A 20,961-nucleotide genomic window follows, 5' to 3' on the forward strand; every position below is an offset into this window, starting at 1 on the left:
ATCCGCAACGGCGGTATTCGCCGACTGGCAAACTGATCGAGACCGACGGGTGGGCATCTATCTCCCGATTGCGGAAATTTCCGTCAACGTCTTCGTGCTGCTGGCCATGGGCGCTGCGGTGGGCTTTCTGTCGGGCATGTTCGGCGTCGGCGGCGGTTTTCTCATCACGCCGCTCCTGATCTTCTACAACATCCCACCGGCAATCGCGGTGGCGACCGGCGCCAACCAGGTCATCGCCTCATCCTTCTCCGGCGCGCTGTCGCATATGAAGCGCGGCACGCTCGACTTCAAGCTCGGCGGGGTGCTGCTTGCCGGCGGCATCGTCGGCTCCACTGGCGGCATCTATGTCTTCGCTTTCCTGCGCAGGCTGGGACAGCTCGATCTGTTCATCTCGCTGCTCTACGTCGTGCTTCTGGGCACCGTCGGCGGGCTGATGCTGGTCGAAAGCATCAACGCGCTGCGCGCCACGCGCAGCGGCGCGGCACCGGTGCTGAAGAAATCCGGCCAGCACAACTGGATCCACCGCCTGCCGCTGAAGATGCGGTTCAGGGCCTCGAAGCTGTTCGTCAGCGTCATCCCCGTGCTTGGGCTGGGCGCGGCCATCGGCTTCCTGTCGTCTATCATGGGTGTCGGCGGCGGCTTCATCATGGTGCCGGCTCTGATCTATCTCCTGAAAGTGCCGACCAACGTCGTCATCGGCACCTCGCTGTTCCAGATCATCTTTACCTCGGCCTACACCACTCTGGTCCACGCCACCACCAACCAGACGGTCGACGTGATGCTGGCCTTTCTTTTGATGGCCGGTGGTGTCGCCGGCGCGCAATATGGCGCCAAGGCCGGCCAGCGGCTGCGCGGCGAGCAGTTGAGAGCGCTGCTGGCGATGCTGGTGCTGGCGGTGGCGATAAGGCTTGCCATCGACCTCTTCGTCACGCCGCCCAACCTTTATTCGCTGTCCGGCGCGGGCTTCAACTGATGAATGGCCTGAAAGCGCTCGCAACCGCGGCTCTTCTGTCATTGATCGCCGCCGCACCCGCGAAGGCGCAGACGCCGCCGACCGAAAGCGTCCAGATCGGCCTTTCCACCGACAAAGTCTCGATCACTGCCGGCTTTTCCGGCGCCGATCTGACCATTTTCGGCTCGCTGGAAAATCCCGATCCGCTGGTGGCGCGCCAAGGCCGCTACGATATCATCGTCGTGCTCGAAGGCCCACCCAAGCCGGTGGTGGTGCGCCGCAAGGACCGGGTGCTCGGCGTCTGGGTCAACCTGGAATCCGAGACCTTCGAAAACGTGCCGGTGTCCTATTCGGTGGCGACGACGCGGCCGTTGCAGGACATCACCGAGCCGAACAGCTACAGGCAATTGTCGCTCGGCGCCTCCAATCTCTACATGCAGCCGGCCGATGCCGGCGACAGCCCGGCCACGATCGAGGAATTCACCGCGGCGTTGCGCGAACGCAAGGCCGCAACCGGCCTCTACAGCGAGAATGTCGGCGGCGTGCAGTTCCTGTCACAGAACCTGTTCCGCGCCACGGTGCGGCTGGCGCCGAACGTTCCGGTCGGCACCCACAAGGCGCGCGCGTTCCTGTTCAAGAGCGGCCTGTTCATCAAGGAGAGCTCGGCCCAGCTCGAGATCCGCAAATCCGGTTTCGAACAGTCGATCTTCCGTGTCGCCCACGACTATTCCTTCCTCTACGGCGTCTTCGCCATATCGCTGGCCATGGTGACGGGCTGGCTCGGAAGGTTGATCTTCCGCAAGGACTAAAGCGGCTACAAAGGGGTTTTCCTTTCCCGGATCATGCTATAGACCGCCACCTCCCGGCCCGCCGGGCAACACGCACAATTCAATTCGGCAGAGCGGTCCGATCACCCCGGACGACAGAGAGCGCACGCTTCACAGACGGCGCCGAACCGCTGCCTTAGCAGAGATGACAGGAGGCTGCGATGCGACCAGCATTCGCCGGCATCGATTTTGGCACTTCCAACTCCACCGTGGGCGTGGTCAGGAGCGGCCAGCCGCACCTCGTCGCGCTGGAAGGCGGCGAGGTCACGCTGCCAAGCGCCGTGTTCTTCAACTTCGAGGACAACCGTACCTGTTTCGGCCGCCACGCCATCGCCAATTACACCGACAGCGTCGAAGGTCGGCTGATGCGCTCGCTGAAGAGCGTGCTCGGCAGCGCGCTCGCGCAGGAAAAGACGCGCATCAAGGCGCGGTCGATCGGCTTCATGGAGATCGTCGGCCTGTTCCTCGGCCATCTCCGAAAAAGACTGGAGGACGATGCCGGCGGCGCCGTCGAGAGCGTGGTGCTCGGTCGGCCGGTGCAGTTCGTCGACGACGACGCCGAGGCCGATGCCAGGGCACAAAGCGAGCTCGAAGGAGCCGCCCGCGCCCAAGGCTTCAAGCATATCGCCTTCCAGTTCGAACCGATCGCGGCGGCCCTCGACTACGAGCAGAAGGTGACGCGCGAGGAACTGGCGCTGATCATCGACATGGGTGGCGGCACGTCGGACTTCTCGATCGTAAGGGTCTCGTCGCAGCGTGCCCGCTCGCTTGACCGCAAGGACGATATCCTGGCCAGCCGCGGCATCCATATCGGCGGCACCGACTTCGACCGATTGCTCAGCATCGCGCATGTGATGCCGGAACTCGGCTACCTCAGCCCGACCAAGGACGGCAAGCGCAACCTGCCGGCCAGCTACTTCATCGATCTTGCCACATGGCAACGCATCAACCTGGTCTACACGGCCAAGGCGATGACGCATCTGCGCCAGATCCGCTACGAGGCCGAGCGCGCCGATCTCGTCGACCGCTTCATCCAGATCGTCGAGCACCGGTACGGGCACGCGCTGGCCGCTCTTGTCGAAAGGGCCAAGATCGAGCTGACCGACAAGGTCTCGGCCGATGTCGAGGTGAGGCTGCCGGAAGTCCAGTTCGCCGCCGAGATCACCCGAAAGGCGCTGGACGCCACGATCGCCAGGGACATCGAGCGCGTTGCCGCCACGGTCGGCCAGACCATCGGCGACGCCGGGGTCAAGTCGTCCGACATCACCGCCGTGTTCCTGACCGGAGGATCCACCGCGATCCCGCTGGCGAGACAAAAAATCCTGTCGCTGGTGCCTCAGGCTTCGGTCATCGAGGGCGACATGTTCGGCTCGGTCGGACTTGGCCTTGCGCTGGACGCGCAGCGCAAGTTCGGCTGATATCCGGACAATTCACGAACGCGCGGACGCCTTCTCGTCGGCCCCCAAATGCGCCTTGAGCGCCATCTGGGCCAAGCTTGCCTGGCGGTCGCGATGTGTAATCATGGCGAAGTCGCGTTTCGGCAGTTCGAGCGGCACGGACCGCAGGCTGCCTTCGGCGACGGCGCGTCCGACGACGAGCTCCGAAATGATGGTGGCGCCGGCACCGGCCTCGACCGCCTGGCGAACCGCCTCGTTGCTCGGCAGCACCAGAAATATCTGCAGGTCGTCAAGCGAAATCCCTTCGCGGCGCGCCAGATCCTCCAGCACCTCCCGCGTGCCGGAACCGCCCTCGCGGATGATCCAGCGCAGCCCTTTTATGTCGGGGCGGCCCGGCGCGATTTCGGCGATCTCGGGATGAGAACCGGCAACCACCAGCATCAACCGGTCGATATCGACCTTGGCGCGGCGCAATATGTCGGACTCGGTGCGCCCCTCGACCAAGCCGAGATCGGCGGTTCCATCCAGCACGCTGGCTTCGACCTGCCTGGTGTTGCCTATGCTGACGCTCAGCCTGACCGCAGGATAGGCTTCGTGGAAGGACGCCAGCCGGCGCGGCAGCCAATAGCTGGCGATCGTCAGGCTGGCGGCAATGGAGAGGCTGCCGGCAACCGTCTGCGAGACATGTTCCAGCACATTGCGTGCGGCGGCGGCTCGTTCCAGTACGGCCTTGGCTTCTGGCAGGAACCGGTGACCGGTCTGGGCAAGCTCGATGTTGCGGCCGACGCGGTTGAACAGATGGACGCCGTGCTGCTCCTCAAGCGCGCGGATGGCGGCCGACGCGGCCGATTGGGAGATGCCCAGCAGCTCCGCCGCCTTGGTCATGTGGCCGCGCTCGGCGACGGCGACAAATATCCGCAACTGGTCAAGTGTCATAAGGCATTAAGAACCAATATCGATCGAATTTACAAGAACAACTGATTAGACGGGTTGATAGGCTTATTCTAAGTTTTCAATCGAAGTTAGAAAAAATTCGCTACCGATTGACAGAGAATGAAATGATCGGGCGGTTCAAGTCCCTGTTCGCGCACTGGACCCGCGGCCTGCGGCGGCGGCTGGCCGGCGATCGCTATCATCCGGAAGAGCATTACATGCGCGGTCCCGGGCCGAAAACCAGGGCCAAAGCCGCGAACCGCAGAAGCGCTCGGGGATCATGACCCAAGGATCTCTGCGCGGCGCGAATTCCGCCCCGTCCCAACGCCCGCTCGCCGACACGAACGCACCCGACGAGAACGATGGCGTCGACACCTCGCCCGCCATCTCCGACCGCATCGCCAAGACCACATGCTATATGTGCGCCTGCCGCTGCGGCATCGACGTGCACATCAAGGACGGCAAGGTCCGCTACATCAACGGCAACAAGGATCATCCGGTCAATCGCGGCGTGATCTGCGGTAAGGGCAGCTCCGGCATCATGCAGCATTACAGCCCTGCCCGGCTGAAAAAGCCGCTGCTGCGCACCGGCTCGCGCGGCTCGGGAGAATTCCGCGAGATCGAGTGGGAAGAAGCGCTGACGATCGCCGCGGAGCGGCTTTCGTCCATCCGCCGCAGCGACCCGAAGAAACTCGCCTTCTTTACCGGCCGCGACCAGTCGCAATCCCTGACCGGCTGGTGGGCAAGCCAGTTCGGCACGCCGAACTTCGCCGCGCATGGCGGTTTCTGTTCGGTGAACATGGCCGCAGGCGGGCTTTATACGATCGGCGGCTCGTTCTGGGAGTTCGGCGAACCCGACTGGGACAATACCCGGTATTTCATGCTTTTCGGCGTCGCCGAGGACCATGATTCCAACCCGATCAAGATCGGCCTCGGCAAGCTGAAGGCGCGCGGCGCCAAGGTGGTGTCGATCAACCCATGTCGCACTGGCTACAACGCCATCGCCGACGACTGGATCGGCATCCGGCCGGGCACCGACGGCCTGTTCGTGTTCGCCCTCATCCACGAGCTCTTGAAGGCAGGCCGCGTCGATCTCGACTATCTCCTGCGCTACACCAACGCCCATGTGCTCGTCATCCAGGATCCGGGTGCGGCCAATGACGGGCTGTTTGTCCGCGACAGCGCCGGCAACCTGCTCGCCTGGGACAGGGTGGCGAAGGTGCCTGTCCGCGCCACCGACGCCAGCGCCAAACCGGCATTGACCGGCAGCTTCACCGTCGACGGTCGTCGCTGCGTTCCGGTGTTCCAGCTGATCGCCGATCGATACCTCAATGAGAGTTATTCGCCCGATGCGGTCGCGGAGCGCTGCGGCATTGCCGCCGATACGATCCGCAGGATCGCCGCCGAGCTCGCTCATGTCGCCTTTGAGCAGACGATCGAACTGCCGGTGGCGTGGACCGACTGGGCCGGCCGCCGCCACGAGACGATTACGGGACGGCCTGTGTCGATGCACGCGATGCGCGGCATCTCAGCCCATTCCAACGGTTTTCATTCTTGCCGAGCCATTCATCTTCTGCAGGTGCTGCTCGGAACGGTGGACGTCCCGGGCGGCTTCCGCTTCAAACCGCCTTATCCGCGTTGCGCGCCGCCAGGACCGAAGCCTGCCGGCAAGAACGTCCGGCCGATGACGCCACTGGACGGCATTCCGCTCGGCTTCGTCTGCGGGCCTGACGACCTTCTGGTCGATGAGGCAGGGGTGCCGATCCGCATAGACAAGGCCTATTCCTGGGAGGCGCCGCTCGCTGCGCACGGCTTGATGCACACCGTCATCCGCAATGCCTGGGCCGGCGATCCATACAAGATCGACACACTGATGATGTACATGTCGAACATGGCCTGGAATTCCTCGATGAACACCGTCGAGACGATTCGTATGCTGACCGACCGCGACGAGGCGGGCAATTACAAGATCCCTTTCATCATCTATTCCGACGCCTATTATTCCGAGACCGTGCCGTTCGCTGACCTCGTGCTGCCCGACACAACCTATCTCGAACGGCACGACTGCATCAGCCTGCTCGACCGGCCGATCAGCCATGCCGACGGACCGGGCGATGCTATACGCCATCCCGTGGTCGAGCCGGACCGGGACGTGCGCCCGTTCCAATCGGTGCTGATCGAGCTCGGCGCGCGCCTCGGCCTGCCGGGTTTCGTCAGAGAAGACGGGGCGGCCAAATATGCCGACTATGCCGACTACATCGTTAATCACGAGCGCACGCCCGGTATCGGCCCGCTTGCCGGCTGGCGCGGCAAGGACGGCAATTCGACCGGCAAGGGCGAGCCAAACCCGGACCAGTTGCAGCGCTACATCGACAATGGCGGCTTCTGGCACCACGATTTCGCTGAGGACCAGCGCTACTACAAGATGGCCAACCGGTCCTATCTCGATTTCGCGGTGCAGATGGGCTTCATCCCGAAGGCCGAACCAGTCGTCTTCCAGCTCTATTCCGAACCCTTGCAGCGCTTTCGTCTTGCCGCGCGCGGCCATGGTCGGGCCGTGCCGCCCGAGAGCGAACGCCAGCGCATCGAGACCTACATGGACCCGCTACCCTTCTGGTACGTGCCGTTCGAGGAAGCGGCCGTCGACCAGCAGAAATATCCGTTGCATGCGCTGACGCAGCGGCCGATGCACATGTACCATTCCTGGGGTTCGCAGAATGCGTGGCTGAGGCAGATTACCAGCCAAAACCGGCTGTTCGTGCATGAGAGGACCGCCGCAGGTCTCGGCCTTGCCGACGACGACTGGGTGTGGATCGAAAGCATCAATGGCAAGGTCAAGGGACAGATCAAGCTGGTCGAGGGCGTGAACGAAAGCACGGTCTGGACCTGGAACGCCATCGGCAAAAGGCGCGGCAGCTGGGGGCTGAAGGACGATGCCGCCGAGAGCAATCGCGGCTTCCTGCTCAACCACATCATCGGCGACCAGACCGCGGCAGACACCAACGGCAGGCGGTATTCGAATTCCGATCCGGTGACCGGCCAGGCGGCATGGTTCGATCTCAAGGTGCGCATCGTCAAATGCGCGGCGGAGGAAGCCGGTTTCACCGAGCCGCAATTCGAGCGTTTCCACCAGCCGCCGCAATTCCAGCCATCGCCGGACACACTTCGCTTTGGCGCCGAATTCCGCATGAACAGGGAAGCCGCCAAATGACCTGCGTCCCCGCCCATACGGGCAAGAAACTAGGCCTGGTCATCGACCTCGACACGTGCGTGGGCTGTCAGGCCTGCGTCACCGCATGCAAGGAATGGAACACCGGCGGCCACATGGCGCCGCTGACAGACATCGATCCCTATGGCGGCCATGTCGACGGCGTCTGGTTCAACCGCGTGCACAGCTACGAGCACACCACCGCGATGGGCGGCCGCACGGTGAACTTCCCGCGCTCGTGCCTGCATTGCGAGACGCCGGCCTGCGTCACTGTGTGTCCGACCGGCGCTTCCTACAAACGAGCCTCGGACGGCATCGTGCTGGTCGATGAGGACAAGTGCATCGGCTGCAAGCTATGCAGTTGGGCCTGCCCCTATGGCGCGCGCGAATTCGACACCGATGTCGGCGTGATGAAGAAATGCACGCTCTGCGTCGACCGCATCTACAATGACAATCTCGCCGAGGAGGACCGCCTGCCGGCCTGCGTCGCGGCCTGTCCGACCAGCGCACGGCATTTCGGCGATCTCGGCGACCCCGCCTCGGCGGTGTCGCAACTGGTTGAGGAGCGTGGCGGCGTCGACCTGATGCCGGAACTCGGCTACCGCCCGACCAACAAATACCTGCCGCCGCGCGCGCATACCGAACGCGCCGCAAAGATTTCTGCGCCAACCCTGGAGCCGGTGAGGGCCGAGGGTGGGTTCCTCGGCTGGGTCGACCGCATGCTCTCGAACTAAACCCCATGCATCCAGCCTTCTCGGTCGTCTTCTTCACCACCGCCACCGGCGCCGGCTACGGCCTGCTGGCGCTGCTCGGCGTGCTGGCGCCACTTGGCGTCATCGCACCCGATTTCTGGCTGGGCTTCATCGGCATGGGACTGGCGCTCGGGCTGATCACCGCCGGCCTGTTGTCCTCGACCGGACATCTCGGCCGCCCCGAACGCGCCTGGCGTGCGTTCTCGCAATGGCGCAGTTCCTGGCTGTCGCGCGAAGGCGTCGCCTCGGTCGCCACCTTCGTCCCGGCCGGACTGTTCGGCATTGGCTGGGTCATTCTTGGCCGCACCGATGGCTGGGTCGCCGCCGCCGGACTTCTGGCAACGATTGGCGCCGTCATCACCGTCTGCATGACCGGCATGATCTATGCCTCGCTGAAACCCATCGCTCAGTGGCACAGCCCTTACACCTTGCCCGGCTATCTCATTTTCTCGGCTATGAGCGGCAGTGTGCTTCTGGCCGCGCTATGCCAAGGCTTTGCCGTCGGTTCCAAAATGCTTCTGGCAGCCTGCGTACTGCTGACCCTGCTCGGTTGGGCCTGGAAGCTTGCGACCTGGCGGTACAACGACCAATTGGAAATCCCCACCAACGCCAACACCGCAACCGGGCTTGCCGGGGGGACGGTTAGATCGCTGGAATGGCCGCATACCGAGGAAAATTATTTGCTCAAGGAAATGGGTTTTCGCATCGCGCGCAAGCACAGCGCAAAGCTGCGGCGGATCACCCAGCTCCTGGGTTTCGCGCTGCCCGCCTTGCTGCTGATTACGGCCTTCGCCTTGCCGTCACCTTTCGCGGCGCTCGCATCGGTGTTCGCCGCGGTCGCACAGTTTGTCGGCATGCTGGTCGAACGTTGGCTGTTCTTCGCCGAAGCGAAGCACACGGTCACTCTCTACTACGGGAAATAGCGGCTTCAGCCGGGTCGCAGCATCGAGCCTGAAATCGCAAAGATGCGGTCCGTGCCGAGCATATAGGCCATCAGCGATTCCAGGCGGAACAGGCCGGCATAGGCGCGGTCGAGCACGTTGAGTGAGCCGGTATAGGCGCCGAAGGCGGGCATGATCATGCGGCCGCCATCGCCGGCGAAGCAGCGCCGCCGCACTGAACGGCCCTGCTGGACGATGCGGGCGCAGGGATGGAGATGGCCCGATATCTCGCCCTCGACGCGCAGCTTCGACGGCTCGTGCCGGAACAGCAACGAGCCGATGGCGAGTTCGCGCACCGTATCGCCCGGCAGGTCGGCCGGCGCCTCCGGGTCATGGTTGCCGGCCACCCAGAACCAGTCGCGGCCCGCCATCAGCGCCTCCAGCCGTTCGCGGAAACTTCGATGCATGCGCTCGGCGCCGCCGCCATCATGGAAGGAATCGCCCAGGCTGATGACGATTGCCGGCTGGTAGTCTGAGATGACGGCCTGCAATCGCAGCAAGGTCGCGCCGGTGTCATAGGGCGGGAGCAGCATGCCGCGCCTTGCCAGCGATGAGCCTTTTTCCAGATGCAGATCGGAAACGGCCAGAAGCTTGAGCTCGGGAAAGTAGAGCACGCCGCGCGGATCGCAGACCGCACGTTCGCCGGCGATGCCGACCAGATCGGCGTCGGCGATCAACGATGCGCGCGCCAGCGAAAAATTCATTCCTCAGCCATCTCCGGCCCCATGGCTTCCTCAACCAGCGTGGCCGCATCCATCAGCAGCGTTTCATCGGCTTCGCCGTGCACCGGCATCTTGCCGATCTCGAGCATGATCGGCACGGCGAGCGGCGATATCTGTTCGAGGTTCTTATGCATGATTCGACCTTGAATGCGCGAGAGCATGTCCGCAAGTCTGCTGACATCGAGCAGGCCCGCCGCCGCGTCCGCGCGCGTCGCCTGGAGCAATATGTGATCCGGCTCATGGCTGCGCAGGACGTCATAAATAAGGTCTGTCGAGACAGTCACCTGACGGCCACTCTTCTCCTTGCCGGGATGACGCTTTTCGATCAGCCCTGAAATCAGCGCGCAATTGCGAAAAGTGCGCTTGAGAAGCCAGCTGTCTGCCAGCCAGGCCTCGAGATCGTCGCCAAGCATGTCCTCATCGAAAAGCGCGCCGAGCGAAGGTTTTCCGGCTTTGAACATCGCCCCCATGTCGCCCAGCGACCAAATGGCCAAGGCATAGTCGGTGGCGACGAAGCCAAGCGGCCTGGCGCCCGTCCTGTCCAGACGGCGGGTAAGCAGCATGCCGAGCGTCTGGTGGGCCAGCCTGCCCTCGAAGGGGTAGGCGACCAGATAGTGGCGGTTGCCGCGCGGAAAGGTCTCGATCAGCAGGTCATCGCGTTTGGGCAGCACCGATTTGTCGGCCTGGAAGCGCAGCCAGTCGGCCACCTGCTCGGGCAGTTTCTTCCACCGCTGCGGATCGTCCAGCATGGCGCGGACCTGTTCGGCGAGATAGGTCGAAAGCGGGAACTTGCCGCCGCCATAGTAAGGCACCTTCGCATCGCTGCCGGGCGCGTTCGAGACGAAGCACTCATTCTCGCGAATGCCTTCGAAGCGAAGAACTTTGCCGGCGAACATGAAGGTGTCGCCATGCGTCAGCGTCTCGAGGAAAGCCTCCTCGATCTTGCCTAAAACCCTGCCGCCGCGCGACACGGAACCCTTGCTGCCGGCCTGGACATAACGCACGTTGAGCGCCGGCACCTCGATGATAGTGCCGACGTTCAGCCTGTATTGCTGGGCCACGCGCGGATTGGATACCCGCCACAATCCCTCCTTGTTGAGGCGGATGCGGGCGTATCGCTCATAGCTCTTCAAGGCGTAGCCACCCGTGGCGACGAAATCGACGACGCGGTCGAATGTCGGCCGACCCAGCCCGGCATAGGGGGCCGCCGACCGCACCTCCTCGTAAAGATCGTCCGCGCGGAACGGTGCGCCGCAAGCACAGCCAAGGACATGTTGCGCCAGCACGTCCAGCCCGCCATCGACCAGTGGAGGCGTATCCTGCGCGCCGAGATAGTTGGCGTCCAGCGCTGCCCGGCATTCGAGCACCTCGAAGCGGTTGGCCGGAATGAGGACGGCTTTGGACGGTTCATCCATGCGGTGGTTGGCGCGGCCGATGCGCTGCGCCAGCCGGCTCGCTCCTTTCGGTGCGCCGACATGGACGACGAGGTCGACGTCACCCCAGTCGATGCCGAGGTCGAGCGTCGAGGTGGCAACGATGGCGCGCAGCGCATTGTCGCCCATCGCCTTCTCGACCCGCCGCCGCTGCGCGACATCGAGCGACCCATGATGCAAGGCGATCGGCAAGGTATCTTCGTTGACGCGCCACAGTTCCTGGAACAGCAACTCCGCCTGGCTGCGCGTATTGACGAACAGCAGGGTAGTCTTATGGCGCTTGATCTCGCGGTAGATCTCCGGCGTCGCGTAGCGCGCCGAATGCCCCGCCCACGGTACGCGCTCTTCCGAGTCAAGGATGGATATTTCGGGCTTTGCGCCGCCGGTAACGACGATCAGTTCGGCCATATCGCCGGGTGGATTCTGGCCGACCAGCCAGCGGCGCAATTCGTCCGGTTCGGCCACAGTGGCGGACAGTCCAATGGTCTGAAGCTCGGGCATGAACTGGCGCAGGCGCGCCAGACCAAGCGCCAGGAGATGACCCCGCTTCGAAATCACCAGCGAATGCAACTCGTCGAGCACGACATAGCGCAGGTCTTCGAAGAAACGCCTGGCATCGGGTGCCGCGATCAGCAGCGCAAGCTGCTCGGGCGTGGTGAGCAGGATGTCGGGCGGCACCAGCTTCTGCCGCTGGCGCTTGTGCGCCGGCGTGTCGCCGGTGCGGGTCTCGATGGTGAGGGAGAGCCCGATCTCCTCCACCGGTTTGCCGAGGTTGCGCTCGATGTCGACAGCCAGCGCCTTCAGCGGCGAGATGTAGAGCGTGTGGATGCCGCGGCGGGCCTGTCCCGGTTTTCGCCTGGCCCTGACGGCCAGTTCGGTCAGCGAAGGCAGGAACCCGGCCAGCGTCTTGCCGGCGCCGGTCGGTGCAATCAGCAGCACCGACTGCCCTGCTTGAGCCCTCGCCAGCAATTCGATCTGGTGGGCGCGCGGCGACCAGCCTTTCTCGCCAAACCATCTCAGGAATGGCTCGGGCAGGACAACGGCGGCATTCTGGTCGGCAAGGCGTGGCTTCTCTGTCACGCGTCAGAGTTAGCGCGACGGCGCGCTAACGCCAAGAACAATCGGAACAAAAGGTGATCGAGCAGTTTTTCTCTCCCTGGGAGAAGGGAGGATTGGCGCTAGGGCCGCCGGAACCCCGTCGGCCCGCCGTAGAGATAGCCGATGCGGGCGACGGCTTCCTTCAGACCTTCGCGCGACACCAGCATGGTGTGGCCGTTGGCATGGATCATGGTCTCGGCATCGGTCATGATGGCGACATGGCCTTTCCAGAAAACGAGATCGCCGCGGCGCAGGCCGGAATAATCGGGGCCCGGATCGAGCGGCTCGCCGATGCTCTGCGCCTGCATGTCGGAATCGCGCAAGACATCGGCGCCGGCCATGCGCATCGCCAGTTGCACGAGGCCGGAGCAATCGATGCCGAAGCCGGAGACACCACCCCAGAGATAGGGCGTGCCGAGAAAGGTCTCGGCCACCGAAACATAGTCGGCGGCCACATTACTGAGCGGCCGCAGGTGACCCGCTATGATTGCCTCACCGGAGGGCAGGACGGCATAGTGGGTGCCGCGCGTTTCGGCGGACCCGGTCACCGTGACGGTGGACCCCATCGACAGCTGTCCCGCGATCGGAAGGCGCAGATCCGGGCCGGGATAGAGGAAAGTTCGGGGCACGGAGACGATATGGGTGAGCGCATGATCCCGCCCGCCCAACATGGCGTCGGCGACATAGCCGACATAACCGTCCCGTTCGGCCTGGATCCAGGCCCAGCCCTCTCTGTCCTCGAAAACGAGCACGTCATCGCCGAACAGGGCTTGCGTGTTGACACCAGCGTCTGGACGCGGAGCCTTGCGGATATCGGCAACCGGGATCGAAATCCGCGCCGGCCGGCCGGCGACAAAGCGGTCGGCAGCGACCTCTCCTTTCAATCTCGCATCGGCAAGATCGGGCCGAAAGGCGTGGAGGCGGGCATCCCTGGCGGTCAAATCAGTTTATCCATTGAAGCGGCTGATCGTCAGATGGGCAGCTCTTGTGCCTTGGCGATGATACCATCGCCGAAGCGCTCGACAAAGAGGGCGCCTTCGACCGTGCGCTTGATCAGCACATTGCGCTTGTCGAGCTCGTCGCGATGGCGCGACACCAGTTTGAGCGCACCCATTGTATCCAACGCGCGGGTGATGACCGGTTTGGTGACGTTGAGACGGGCCGCCAGCCCGCGCACCGTGTGCGGCGGCGGATCGAGATAGATGGTGAACAGGATAGCCGTCTGGCGCATGGTGAGGTCGGGCGCGTCGTCGCGCACCTGCGACAGCATCACTTGCTGCCACAATCGCAAGGCCTGGCTCGGGCGCATCGAAATCGACATCGCACGAGAATGACGGCAAATTGTTTCGGTTCCGTTTCAGTTTCGGCAACCTGCCGGCGCTGAAAGTCGCCGCCACCTCAGCCAAAACGCTTCGAGATGACGCGCTCCAGTGCCCGGATGCCTTGCGCCTCGCCGCCGGCAGGTCCGTGCGGACGATCGGCGGGGTTCCAGGCGAATATGTCGAAATGCGCCCAGCTTGCCGTCTTCTCGACAAAGCGCTTGAGAAACAGCGCCGCGGTGATGGAACCGGCGAACCCATCCGTGGTGACATTGTTGATGTCGGCGATCTTCGACGACAGCTTCGCATCATAGGGCCGCCACAGCGGCATGCGCCACAGCGGATCCTCGACCGCCAGCGAGGCTGTCGTCAGTTCCGAGGCTAGTGCCTCGTCGCTGGTGTAGAAGGGCGGCAGGTCCGGACCTAGCGCGACACGAGCAGCCCCGGTGAGCGTCGCCATGTCGACAAGCAATTGCGGCTCCTCCTCGTCGGCCAGCGCCAGCGCATCGGCCAGAACCAGTCTTCCCTCGGCATCGGTGTTGCCAATCTCGACTGACATGCCCTTGCGGCTCGCCAACACGTCGCCAGGCCTGAAGGCGTTGCCGGCGATCGAATTCTCGACGGCCGGGATCAGCACGCGCAGCCGCACGTTCAATCCGGAGGCCATGATCATCGAGGCCAGACCCAGCACATTGGCGGCGCCCCCCATGTCCTTCTTCATCAACAGCATGCCGGACGACGGCTTGATATCGAGGCCGCCAGTGTCGAAACAGACCCCCTTGCCGACCAACGTCACTTTCGGCGCGCTCCTTGACCCCCAGCCCATGTCGATAAGGCGCGGCGCACTGGACGAAGCCCGACCGACGGCATGGATCATCGGGAAATTCTGCTTGATGAGATCGTCGCCCTTGATGACCGACACCTCGGCCTTGTGAATTTCGGCCAGGGCTCGAACCGCCTTCTCTAGCTCGTCCGGCCCCATGTCGCTGGTCGGCGTGTTGACAAGATCGCGCGTCAGGAAGACGCCTTCGACGATGCGGCGAACGCGTTTTGCCTCTACGCCGGCCGGCAATTCGAAGCGCAGCGCCTTGCCCGGTTTCTTGCCATAGCGGGTAAAGACATAGCCGCCGAGGGCCAGCGCGATCGCCGCCAGCTCCGGCTCGGCCGGCGCGGAGGCGAAATGCCAGTCGCCCTCCGCCAGGCTTTTCGCCAGCGCGCCGACGGCCAGCGCGCCCTCGCCGTCGCCAATGCCGAACAAGGCACCGCCGAGCGCGCCGTTTTCCGCAGGCACGATGAGCGTCCTGCCCGCTTCGCCGGAGAAGCCGTTGGCCCTGGCCCACGCCACGGCTGATGACGTCAGACCGGCCGTCTCCAGACCGTCCTTAGCCACTAGATGGACAGGAAGCGGGTTGTTCAGCTTGTTCTCGACCAGTTCCACTGACATTCGATGTTCTCCTGCCGACGTCCGTCGATTCGGCGCTTCTTAACTGTCCGTTAGGGTTAACAGAATATTTCTTCGAGAGGGAAGATGGCCACGCAATGGCCGCGCGCATGAATGGAGGCCCAGGGTGCCGATGTCGACGAACCGCACGATGAACGCCAGCGGAAAGCGGCTCATCACCACGGCCTTCATGCTCGCCCTCGCCGCAGGCGTTGCCGGCTGCGGAACCGACAAGATCAGCACAGGCTCGATCGGACGCACCAGCGGCAAGCCGCTGGAGACGATGTCGGCGGGAGAATTGCACAATGCGACGGCAGCGCTTGGCCAGTCCTATTCCAGGAATCCCAACGATAAGCGGATAGCGACCAACTTCGCTGCGGCGCTGCAGATGGATGGCGATGCCGACCAGTCGCTTGCCGTGATGCGCAAGCTGGCGATCGCCTATCCCAAGGATCGCGACGTGCTTGCCGCCTACGGCAAGGCGCTGGCCGCCAACGGCCAGTTCGAGGCGGCGCTTGATGCCGTGCGCCGGGCGCAGACGCCGGAATATCCCGACTGGAGGCTGGTGTCGGCGGAAGCGGCCATTCTCGACCAGCTCGGCCAGAAGGACGACGCGCGCCAGCTCTACCGCAAGGCGCTGGAGCTCAAGCCGAACGAACCTTCGGTGCTTTCCAACCTTGGCATGTCCTATGTGCTGGGAGGCGACCTGCGCACCGCCGAAACCTATATGCGCTCGGCCGCACAGCAGCCGAATGCCGACAGCCGCGTGCGCCAGAACCTGGCGCTGGTCGTCGGCCTGCAGGGCCGCTTCGACGAAGCCGAGAAGATCGCCTCGCAGGAGCTGTCAGCCGAACAGGCGCAGGCCAATGTCGCTTATCTCAGGCAGATGCTGGCTCAGCAAAATGCCTGGAGCCAGCTCAAGGACTAGGACAAGGCGAAAGCCGCAACCAACTGAGCGGCACGCGGCCACCGAACCCTGCATAAGAGAACCGCGCTGCGTCAGCCGCGCAGTTTTTCTTTGGATCGGTCAGATTCACCTACTGGCTGCTGGTTTCGTGCGCCTGGCCGAAGATGCCGCGCTGGCTGACCTGGATGCCGGCAGGGCCGAGGATGATGGCGAACAGCACCGGCAGGAAAAACAGGATCATCGGCACGGTGAGCTTGGGCGGCAAGGCGGCGGCCTTCTTCTCGGCAGCGTTCATGCGTTGGTCCCGGCTTTCACCCGCGAGCACGCGCAACGCATGCGCCACAGGGGTGCCGTAACGCTCGGCCTGGACGAGTGCCTGCGACACCGACTTGACGGATTCCAGGCCGGTGCGGCTGGCGAGATTCTCATAGGCCTGCTTGCGCTCCTGCAGATAAGAGAGCTCGGCGTTCGTCAGGATGAATTCTTCCGCAAGGGCCACCGATTGGGCGCCGATCTCGTCGGCGACCTTGCGCAACGCCGCTTCCACCGACATGCCAGACTCGACGCAGATCAGCATCAGGTCAAGCGCGTCCGGCCATGCCATCTGGATCGATTGCTTGCGCTTGGTGGCGCGGTTGTTGACATAGACGACCGGTGCGTAGAAGCCGCCATAGGCAACGAGGACGCAGACGAACAGCCGGATGAACAGTGGCTGCTGCGGCAGTCCTCCGAGCACGAATATGTAGATAACGCCCAGTGCGAAGCCGACAAACGGAAGCACGAGGCGGAAGAAGAGGAATCGCGTCAGCGGGTTCTGCCCACGAAAGCCGGCAACCTTGAGCTTCTGCAAAGTACCCTCGTCGGCGAGGGCGCGCCGCAGGTCGAGCCGGTCGACGATGTTGCGCATGCCGATCGACTGTTCCTCGCGCAGGCCCTTGCGGCGGCGATCCGCCTCGCTTGCAAGCCGCGCGCGCTGCTTGGCGCGCAATTCGTCGCGTTCCAGCGCGACCGACTTCATGCGCGCCTTGAGCTGGTTTCCGCCAAATGCCGGCAGCAAGGTGAAGACCGTCGCGAACACGGCAATGCCGACCAGCAGCGCGATCAGGAGGCCGGGATCCGTCAGTGATTTGACGACTTGTTCGGTCATGCCGCGGCCCTAGACTTCGAAGTTCATCATCTTGCGCATCACGAAGATGCCGATCGACATCCAGACGGCCGAAACCCCCAGGATCAGGTTACCGATGCTCGTGGTGAACAGCGGCATCAGGTAGTTGGGGCTGGAGAGATAGACGAGAAACGCGACGATGAAAGGCAGCGCGCCGATGATGGCGGCGGACGCCTTGGCTTCCATCGACAGCGCCTGGACCTTGGCCTTCATCTTCTTGCGGTCGCGAAGCACGCGCGAAAGATTGCCCAGCGCCTCGGAGAGATTGCCGCCGGCCTGCGACTGGATCTGAATGACGATGCCGAAAAAGCTCGCCTCGGTGCATGGCATGGTTTCGGGCATGCGCAAGGTGGCATCCGGGATCGACAGGCCCATCTGCTGCGAATCGACGATGCGGCGAAACTCGGCCTTGACGGGCTCGGGAGATTCATTGGCGATCAGGCGCACCGCATCGTTCAGCGGCAGGCCGGATTTGACCGCGCGCACGATGATGTCGAGCGCGTTGGGAAATTCGTTGAGGAATGCCTTGACCCGCCGCGCGCGGCGAAATGAGACGAACCAGCGCGGAAGGCCCAGCGCACCGGCCAGCAGCACACCAGGCAAAACAAAAAGCGGCGCCCCCACCACAAAGGCGATGATCGTCAGGGCTAGGCCGCAAATGGCGGAATAGATGTAGAAGCGTTCGATGGAAACCTTCAGGCCGGCTTGGCGCAGTTGGGCCTTCAGCGGCGGTTTCTTGACCGCGCTGTCCTTGGATTTCTGCTTCTCGTCGAGTTCCTTCAAGGAATCCTGGACCGACTTGCGTCTTTTGGCCGCCTCCGCCACGCGATCGCGCGAGGCCTTGACGACGGAGCGATCCGTCTCCGCGGTCTTGATCGTTTCCAGCCGCTTGCCGGCCTGCTTTTCGTTGCTGATCCGGGTGAACAGGAATGCATAGGCGACCGCGCCGGCGCTGAAGCCGGCGAGCACGACAAACGCCAATACGGTGCCGTCAATTCCAAACATCGACCAGAACCCTTACGCCTGCAGCAGCGTCAGTCAGCGCGTTTCTCCATCGCCTCAAGCGCTATTGCGAGGCGCTGCTCCTCGCCATAGTAACGGGCGCGGTCCCAGAAATGCGGGCGACCGATGCCGGTCGATACATGCTCTCCCAGCAGCCGCCCATTCGCGTCCTCGCCCTTGATGTTGTAGAGGACGATGTCCTGCGTGATGATGACGTCGCCTTCCATTCCGATCACCTCGGTGATGTGAGTGATGCGGCGCGATCCGTCGCGCAGGCGTGCCGCCTGGATAATCACGTCGATGGAGCCGACGACGATTTCGCGCACGGTCTTCTGCGGCAGCGAAAAACCGCCCATTGCGATCATGGATTCGATACGATTCAGGCATTCGCGCGGGCTGTTCGAGTGGATCGTTCCCATCGAGCCGTCATGGCCGGTGTTCATCGCCTGCAGAAGGTCGAACACTTCGGGTCCGCGCACTTCGCCGACGATGATGCGCTCGGGCCGCATGCGCAGGCAGTTCTTGACCAGATCCCGCATCGTCACCTCGCCTTCCCCTTCGAGGTTGGGCGGGCGGGTTTCCAGACGGACAACATGCGGCTGCTGTAGTTGCAGTTCGGCCGAGTCCTCGCAGGTGATGACGCGTTCCTCGCGATCGATGTAGTTGGTCAGGCAGTTGAGCAGCGTCGTCTTGCCCGAGCCGGTGCCGCCGGAGATGACGATGTTGCAGCGAACACGGCCGATGATCTTGAGAACCTCGGCTCCTTGCGGCGAGATGGCGCCGAACTTCACCAACTGATCGAGCGTCAGCTTGTCCTTCTTGAATTTGCGGATGGTGAGCGCGGTGCCGTCGATGGCGAGCGGCGGCGCGATGACGTTGACGCGGGAGCCGTCGGGAAGACGCGCATCGCAGATCGGGCTGGATTCATCGACGCGGCGGCCGACCTGGCTGACGATGCGCTGGCAGATGTTGAGAAGCTGCTGGTTGTCACGAAAACGAATGCCGGTCTGTTCGACCTTGCCGTTGACTTCGATGTAGACGTTCTTGGAGCCGTTGACCATGATGTCGGCGATGTCGTCGCGGGCGAGCAATGGCTCGAGCGGCCCATAGCCAAGCACGTCGTTGCAGATATCCTCGAGCAGTTCTTCCTGTTCGGCGATCGACATCGCGAAATTCTTGATCGCGATGATGTCGTTGACGATGTCGCGGATTTCCTCGCGCGCGCTTTCGGGATCGAGCTTGGCGAGTTGCGACAGGTCGATCGTGTCGATCAGGGCGGCGAAGACCTGGCTCTTGGTGTCGTAATAGGTTTCGCTCTTTTCGCGCGCCGCCCGCTTCGGCTCCGGAGCTATCGGCGGCGCCTCGACCGCGCGGCGGGCCGGCGGTGCAACAGGAGCGCTCGACGCAGGTGCGGCCGCCGGCCTCGCAAGAACCGCCGTATCGGCCGAATCCGCGACGGCTGGCGCGGTCGGCGCCGGTGCCGGCTGGCGGAATTCCGGCTTGAACCGGTTGCCGTCGTCGCTGCCTCTCTTACCAAACATGATCGACTACCGATTCCACTGAAGAAGCATCATTTCTTGTTGCGCGAAAGTTTGCCGAGCAGATTTCCGAGACCCGCTTTTTTCTTCACCCGGATTTCGCTGCGACCGGTCAGCACATGGGCAATTTCGTTGATCGTGGCGACAACCGGGTTCTTGGCGTCCATTTCACCAAGCATACGTCCGTTGTTGGCGGCATTGCCGAACAGCAGCGGGTCAAAGCCGATGATCGCCATCGCGGCCAGGCCGAGCGGCTCGGCGAAATCGGACGGGGAAATCTCCGGACGTTTGGGCACGCCGGCCTGATTGATGATGAGTTTGGGCGGCGAGTCGTTGGGACGAAGCCGTTTGAGCATGTCGACCAAATTCTTGGTATTGCGCAAATTGGCCAGTTCCGGCGTCGCCGTGATGACGATTTCATCGGCCTTGATCAGGGTGTTCTTGGTCCAACCCGTCCAGACATGGGGAACGTCGAGCACCAGGAGCGGCACGGTGCGCTGCGCGGTGTCGACAAGCTGCGTAAAGGCGTCGGGATCGAAATCATAGACGCGTTCGAGCGTCGAGGGCGCGGCGAGCAGCGAAAGGTGTTCGGCGCACTGGGTCAGCAGCCGGTCGAGATAGACTTCATCGATGCGCTCGGGCGAAAACACCGCTTCGGCGATGCCTTGCGCAGGATCCTGGTCGAAATTGATGTTGGCCGTGCCGAAAGCGAGGTCGAGGTCTGCGACGACCACCTCGGATTTGAACAGGGAGGACATCGCCCAAGCCACGTTGTGGGCGATGGTGGAAGAGCCGACGCCACCCTTGGCGCCGACGAAGGCGATCGAGCGGCCGAGCGGCTCGGCTTCCGGATCGACAAAGATCGACGATATGACGCTGACGATGTCGGCCATCGACACCGGCGCGATGACATATTCGGAAATGCCGGAGCGGATGAGCTCGCGATAGAGGCCGACATCGTTGTAGTGGCCGATTACCACCACTTTGGAAGACGGGTCGCAATATTCCGAGAGCTGCGCGAGCTGTTCCAGCAGCTGTTTGGGTTCGCTGCGCGACTCCAGCAGGATCAGGTTCGGCGTCGGCGCCGACTGGTAGAATTCGATGGCCGTGGGGACGCCGCCCATATGGACCTTGAGATGGGCCTTGGTCATGCGGCGGTCCTCGCCGGCGCGCTCGACCGGATTGGCGACCCCCTCGGTCTCGCAGAATGCCTGGATCGAGATGCGCGGAACCGGCCGCAGCGCCTGCATCGCGGCGATGTCCTGCGACGAGGTCTCAGCGCCGTCCAAGGGGGTGTCATAGGCAAGATTGCTCATGGTCATCTTT

At 63.4% G+C, this 20,961-nt stretch carries 17 protein-coding genes; 7 read left to right on the plus strand and 10 right to left on the minus strand.

Annotated elements, in window-relative coordinates; translation table 11 throughout:
• The first annotated feature begins 49 nt into the window (after positions 1-49).
• The 3 genes from LB541_RS09220 (at position 50) to LB541_RS09230 (ending at position 3,197) form a co-directional block, all read left to right on the plus strand.
• Positions 50-973 (plus strand): sulfite exporter TauE/SafE family protein, encoded by a 924-nt coding sequence (locus LB541_RS09220; RefSeq protein ID WP_140496679.1) that lies wholly within the window; start codon positions 50-52, stop codon positions 971-973.
• Positions 973-1,761 (plus strand): TIGR02186 family protein, encoded by a 789-nt coding sequence (locus tag LB541_RS09225; protein WP_140523928.1) that lies wholly within the window; start codon positions 973-975, stop codon positions 1,759-1,761. Before LB541_RS09220 ends, LB541_RS09225 begins: the two co-directional genes overlap by 1 nt.
• A 179-nt stretch (positions 1,762-1,940) precedes the next feature.
• The gene (locus LB541_RS09230) at positions 1,941-3,197 is read left to right on the plus strand and encodes an Hsp70 family protein (RefSeq protein WP_140649384.1); all 1,257 of its coding nucleotides are present in this window, start codon (positions 1,941-1,943) and stop codon (positions 3,195-3,197) included.
• A 12-nt stretch (positions 3,198-3,209) separates the two neighbouring features.
• Here LB541_RS09230 and LB541_RS09235 read toward each other — a convergent pair whose 3' ends face one another.
• Positions 3,210-4,112, minus strand: coding sequence for a LysR family transcriptional regulator (locus LB541_RS09235; protein WP_140496685.1), 903 nt, complete (start codon positions 4,110-4,112; stop codon positions 3,210-3,212).
• A gap of 277 nt (positions 4,113-4,389) precedes the next feature.
• Here LB541_RS09235 and LB541_RS09240 point away from each other — a divergent pair, with 277 nt between their 5' ends.
• From LB541_RS09240 to LB541_RS09250, 3 genes are read left to right on the plus strand one after another with little or no spacing between them, the layout of a single operon-like run.
• Complete coding sequence (locus tag LB541_RS09240) at positions 4,390-7,320, plus strand: molybdopterin oxidoreductase family protein (protein WP_140649386.1); 2,931 nt, start codon at positions 4,390-4,392, stop codon at positions 7,318-7,320.
• The gene (locus LB541_RS09245; RefSeq protein ID WP_140649388.1) at positions 7,317-8,051 is read left to right on the plus strand and encodes a 4Fe-4S dicluster domain-containing protein; all 735 of its coding nucleotides are present in this window, start codon (positions 7,317-7,319) and stop codon (positions 8,049-8,051) included. Before LB541_RS09240 ends, LB541_RS09245 begins: the two co-directional genes overlap by 4 nt.
• A gap of 5 nt (positions 8,052-8,056) precedes the next feature.
• A complete protein-coding gene (locus LB541_RS09250) occupies positions 8,057-8,992 on the plus strand; it encodes a dimethyl sulfoxide reductase anchor subunit family protein (protein WP_140513222.1) in 936 nt (311 codons plus the stop codon).
• 5 nt (positions 8,993-8,997) lie between these two features.
• On the opposite strand, the gene pdeM is transcribed toward LB541_RS09250, so the two are convergent.
• The 5 genes from pdeM to LB541_RS09275 form a co-directional block, all read right to left on the minus strand.
• Positions 8,998-9,714, minus strand: a complete 717-nt coding sequence (gene pdeM / locus LB541_RS09255) for a ligase-associated DNA damage response endonuclease PdeM (RefSeq protein ID WP_140496693.1) — start codon at positions 9,712-9,714, stop codon at positions 8,998-9,000.
• A complete protein-coding gene (locus LB541_RS09260; RefSeq protein WP_224618217.1) occupies positions 9,711-12,245 on the minus strand; it encodes a ligase-associated DNA damage response DEXH box helicase in 2,535 nt (844 codons plus the stop codon). Before LB541_RS09260 ends, pdeM begins: the two co-directional genes overlap by 4 nt.
• A gap of 98 nt (positions 12,246-12,343) precedes the next feature.
• On the minus strand, positions 12,344-13,204 hold the full coding sequence (locus tag LB541_RS09265; protein ID WP_224618218.1) for an NlpC/P60 family protein: 861 nt from the start codon (positions 13,202-13,204) through the stop codon (positions 12,344-12,346).
• 29 nt (positions 13,205-13,233) lie between these two features.
• Positions 13,234-13,584 carry a MarR family winged helix-turn-helix transcriptional regulator gene (locus tag LB541_RS09270; protein WP_140513216.1) on the minus strand — a complete coding sequence of 117 codons (351 nt, stop codon included), beginning with the start codon at positions 13,582-13,584 and terminating at the stop codon, positions 13,234-13,236.
• 77 nt (positions 13,585-13,661) lie between these two features.
• The gene (locus LB541_RS09275) at positions 13,662-15,026 is read right to left on the minus strand and encodes a leucyl aminopeptidase family protein (protein ID WP_224618219.1); all 1,365 of its coding nucleotides are present in this window, start codon (positions 15,024-15,026) and stop codon (positions 13,662-13,664) included.
• Positions 15,027-15,156: 130 nt separating this feature from the next.
• Between LB541_RS09275 and LB541_RS09280 the strand changes: the two genes are divergently transcribed.
• A complete protein-coding gene (locus LB541_RS09280) occupies positions 15,157-15,951 on the plus strand; it encodes a tetratricopeptide repeat protein (RefSeq protein ID WP_224618220.1) in 795 nt (264 codons plus the stop codon).
• Positions 15,952-16,060: 109 nt separating this feature from the next.
• Here the strand turns inward: LB541_RS09280 and LB541_RS09285 are convergent, their stop codons facing one another.
• From LB541_RS09285 to LB541_RS09300, 4 genes are read right to left on the minus strand one after another with little or no spacing between them, the layout of a single operon-like run.
• Positions 16,061-17,077 (minus strand): type II secretion system F family protein, encoded by a 1,017-nt coding sequence (locus tag LB541_RS09285; protein WP_140496706.1) that lies wholly within the window; start codon positions 17,075-17,077, stop codon positions 16,061-16,063.
• 9 nt (positions 17,078-17,086) lie between these two features.
• Positions 17,087-18,100 carry a type II secretion system F family protein gene (locus LB541_RS09290; RefSeq protein WP_140496708.1) on the minus strand — a complete coding sequence of 338 codons (1,014 nt, stop codon included), beginning with the start codon at positions 18,098-18,100 and terminating at the stop codon, positions 17,087-17,089.
• Between the two features lie 29 nt (positions 18,101-18,129).
• Positions 18,130-19,638: a CpaF family protein gene (locus LB541_RS09295; protein ID WP_140496710.1), complete on the minus strand. Its 1,509-nt coding sequence runs from the start codon at positions 19,636-19,638 to the stop codon at positions 18,130-18,132.
• A gap of 29 nt (positions 19,639-19,667) precedes the next feature.
• Positions 19,668-20,951 carry a CpaE family protein gene (locus LB541_RS09300; RefSeq protein ID WP_224618221.1) on the minus strand — a complete coding sequence of 428 codons (1,284 nt, stop codon included), beginning with the start codon at positions 20,949-20,951 and terminating at the stop codon, positions 19,668-19,670.
• Between the last annotated feature and the right edge of the window lie 10 nt (positions 20,952-20,961).

It is taken from the genome of Mesorhizobium sp. BR1-1-15 (genome assembly GCF_020165475.1).
In the GTDB taxonomy this organism is placed as follows: domain Bacteria; phylum Pseudomonadota; class Alphaproteobacteria; order Rhizobiales; family Rhizobiaceae; genus Mesorhizobium.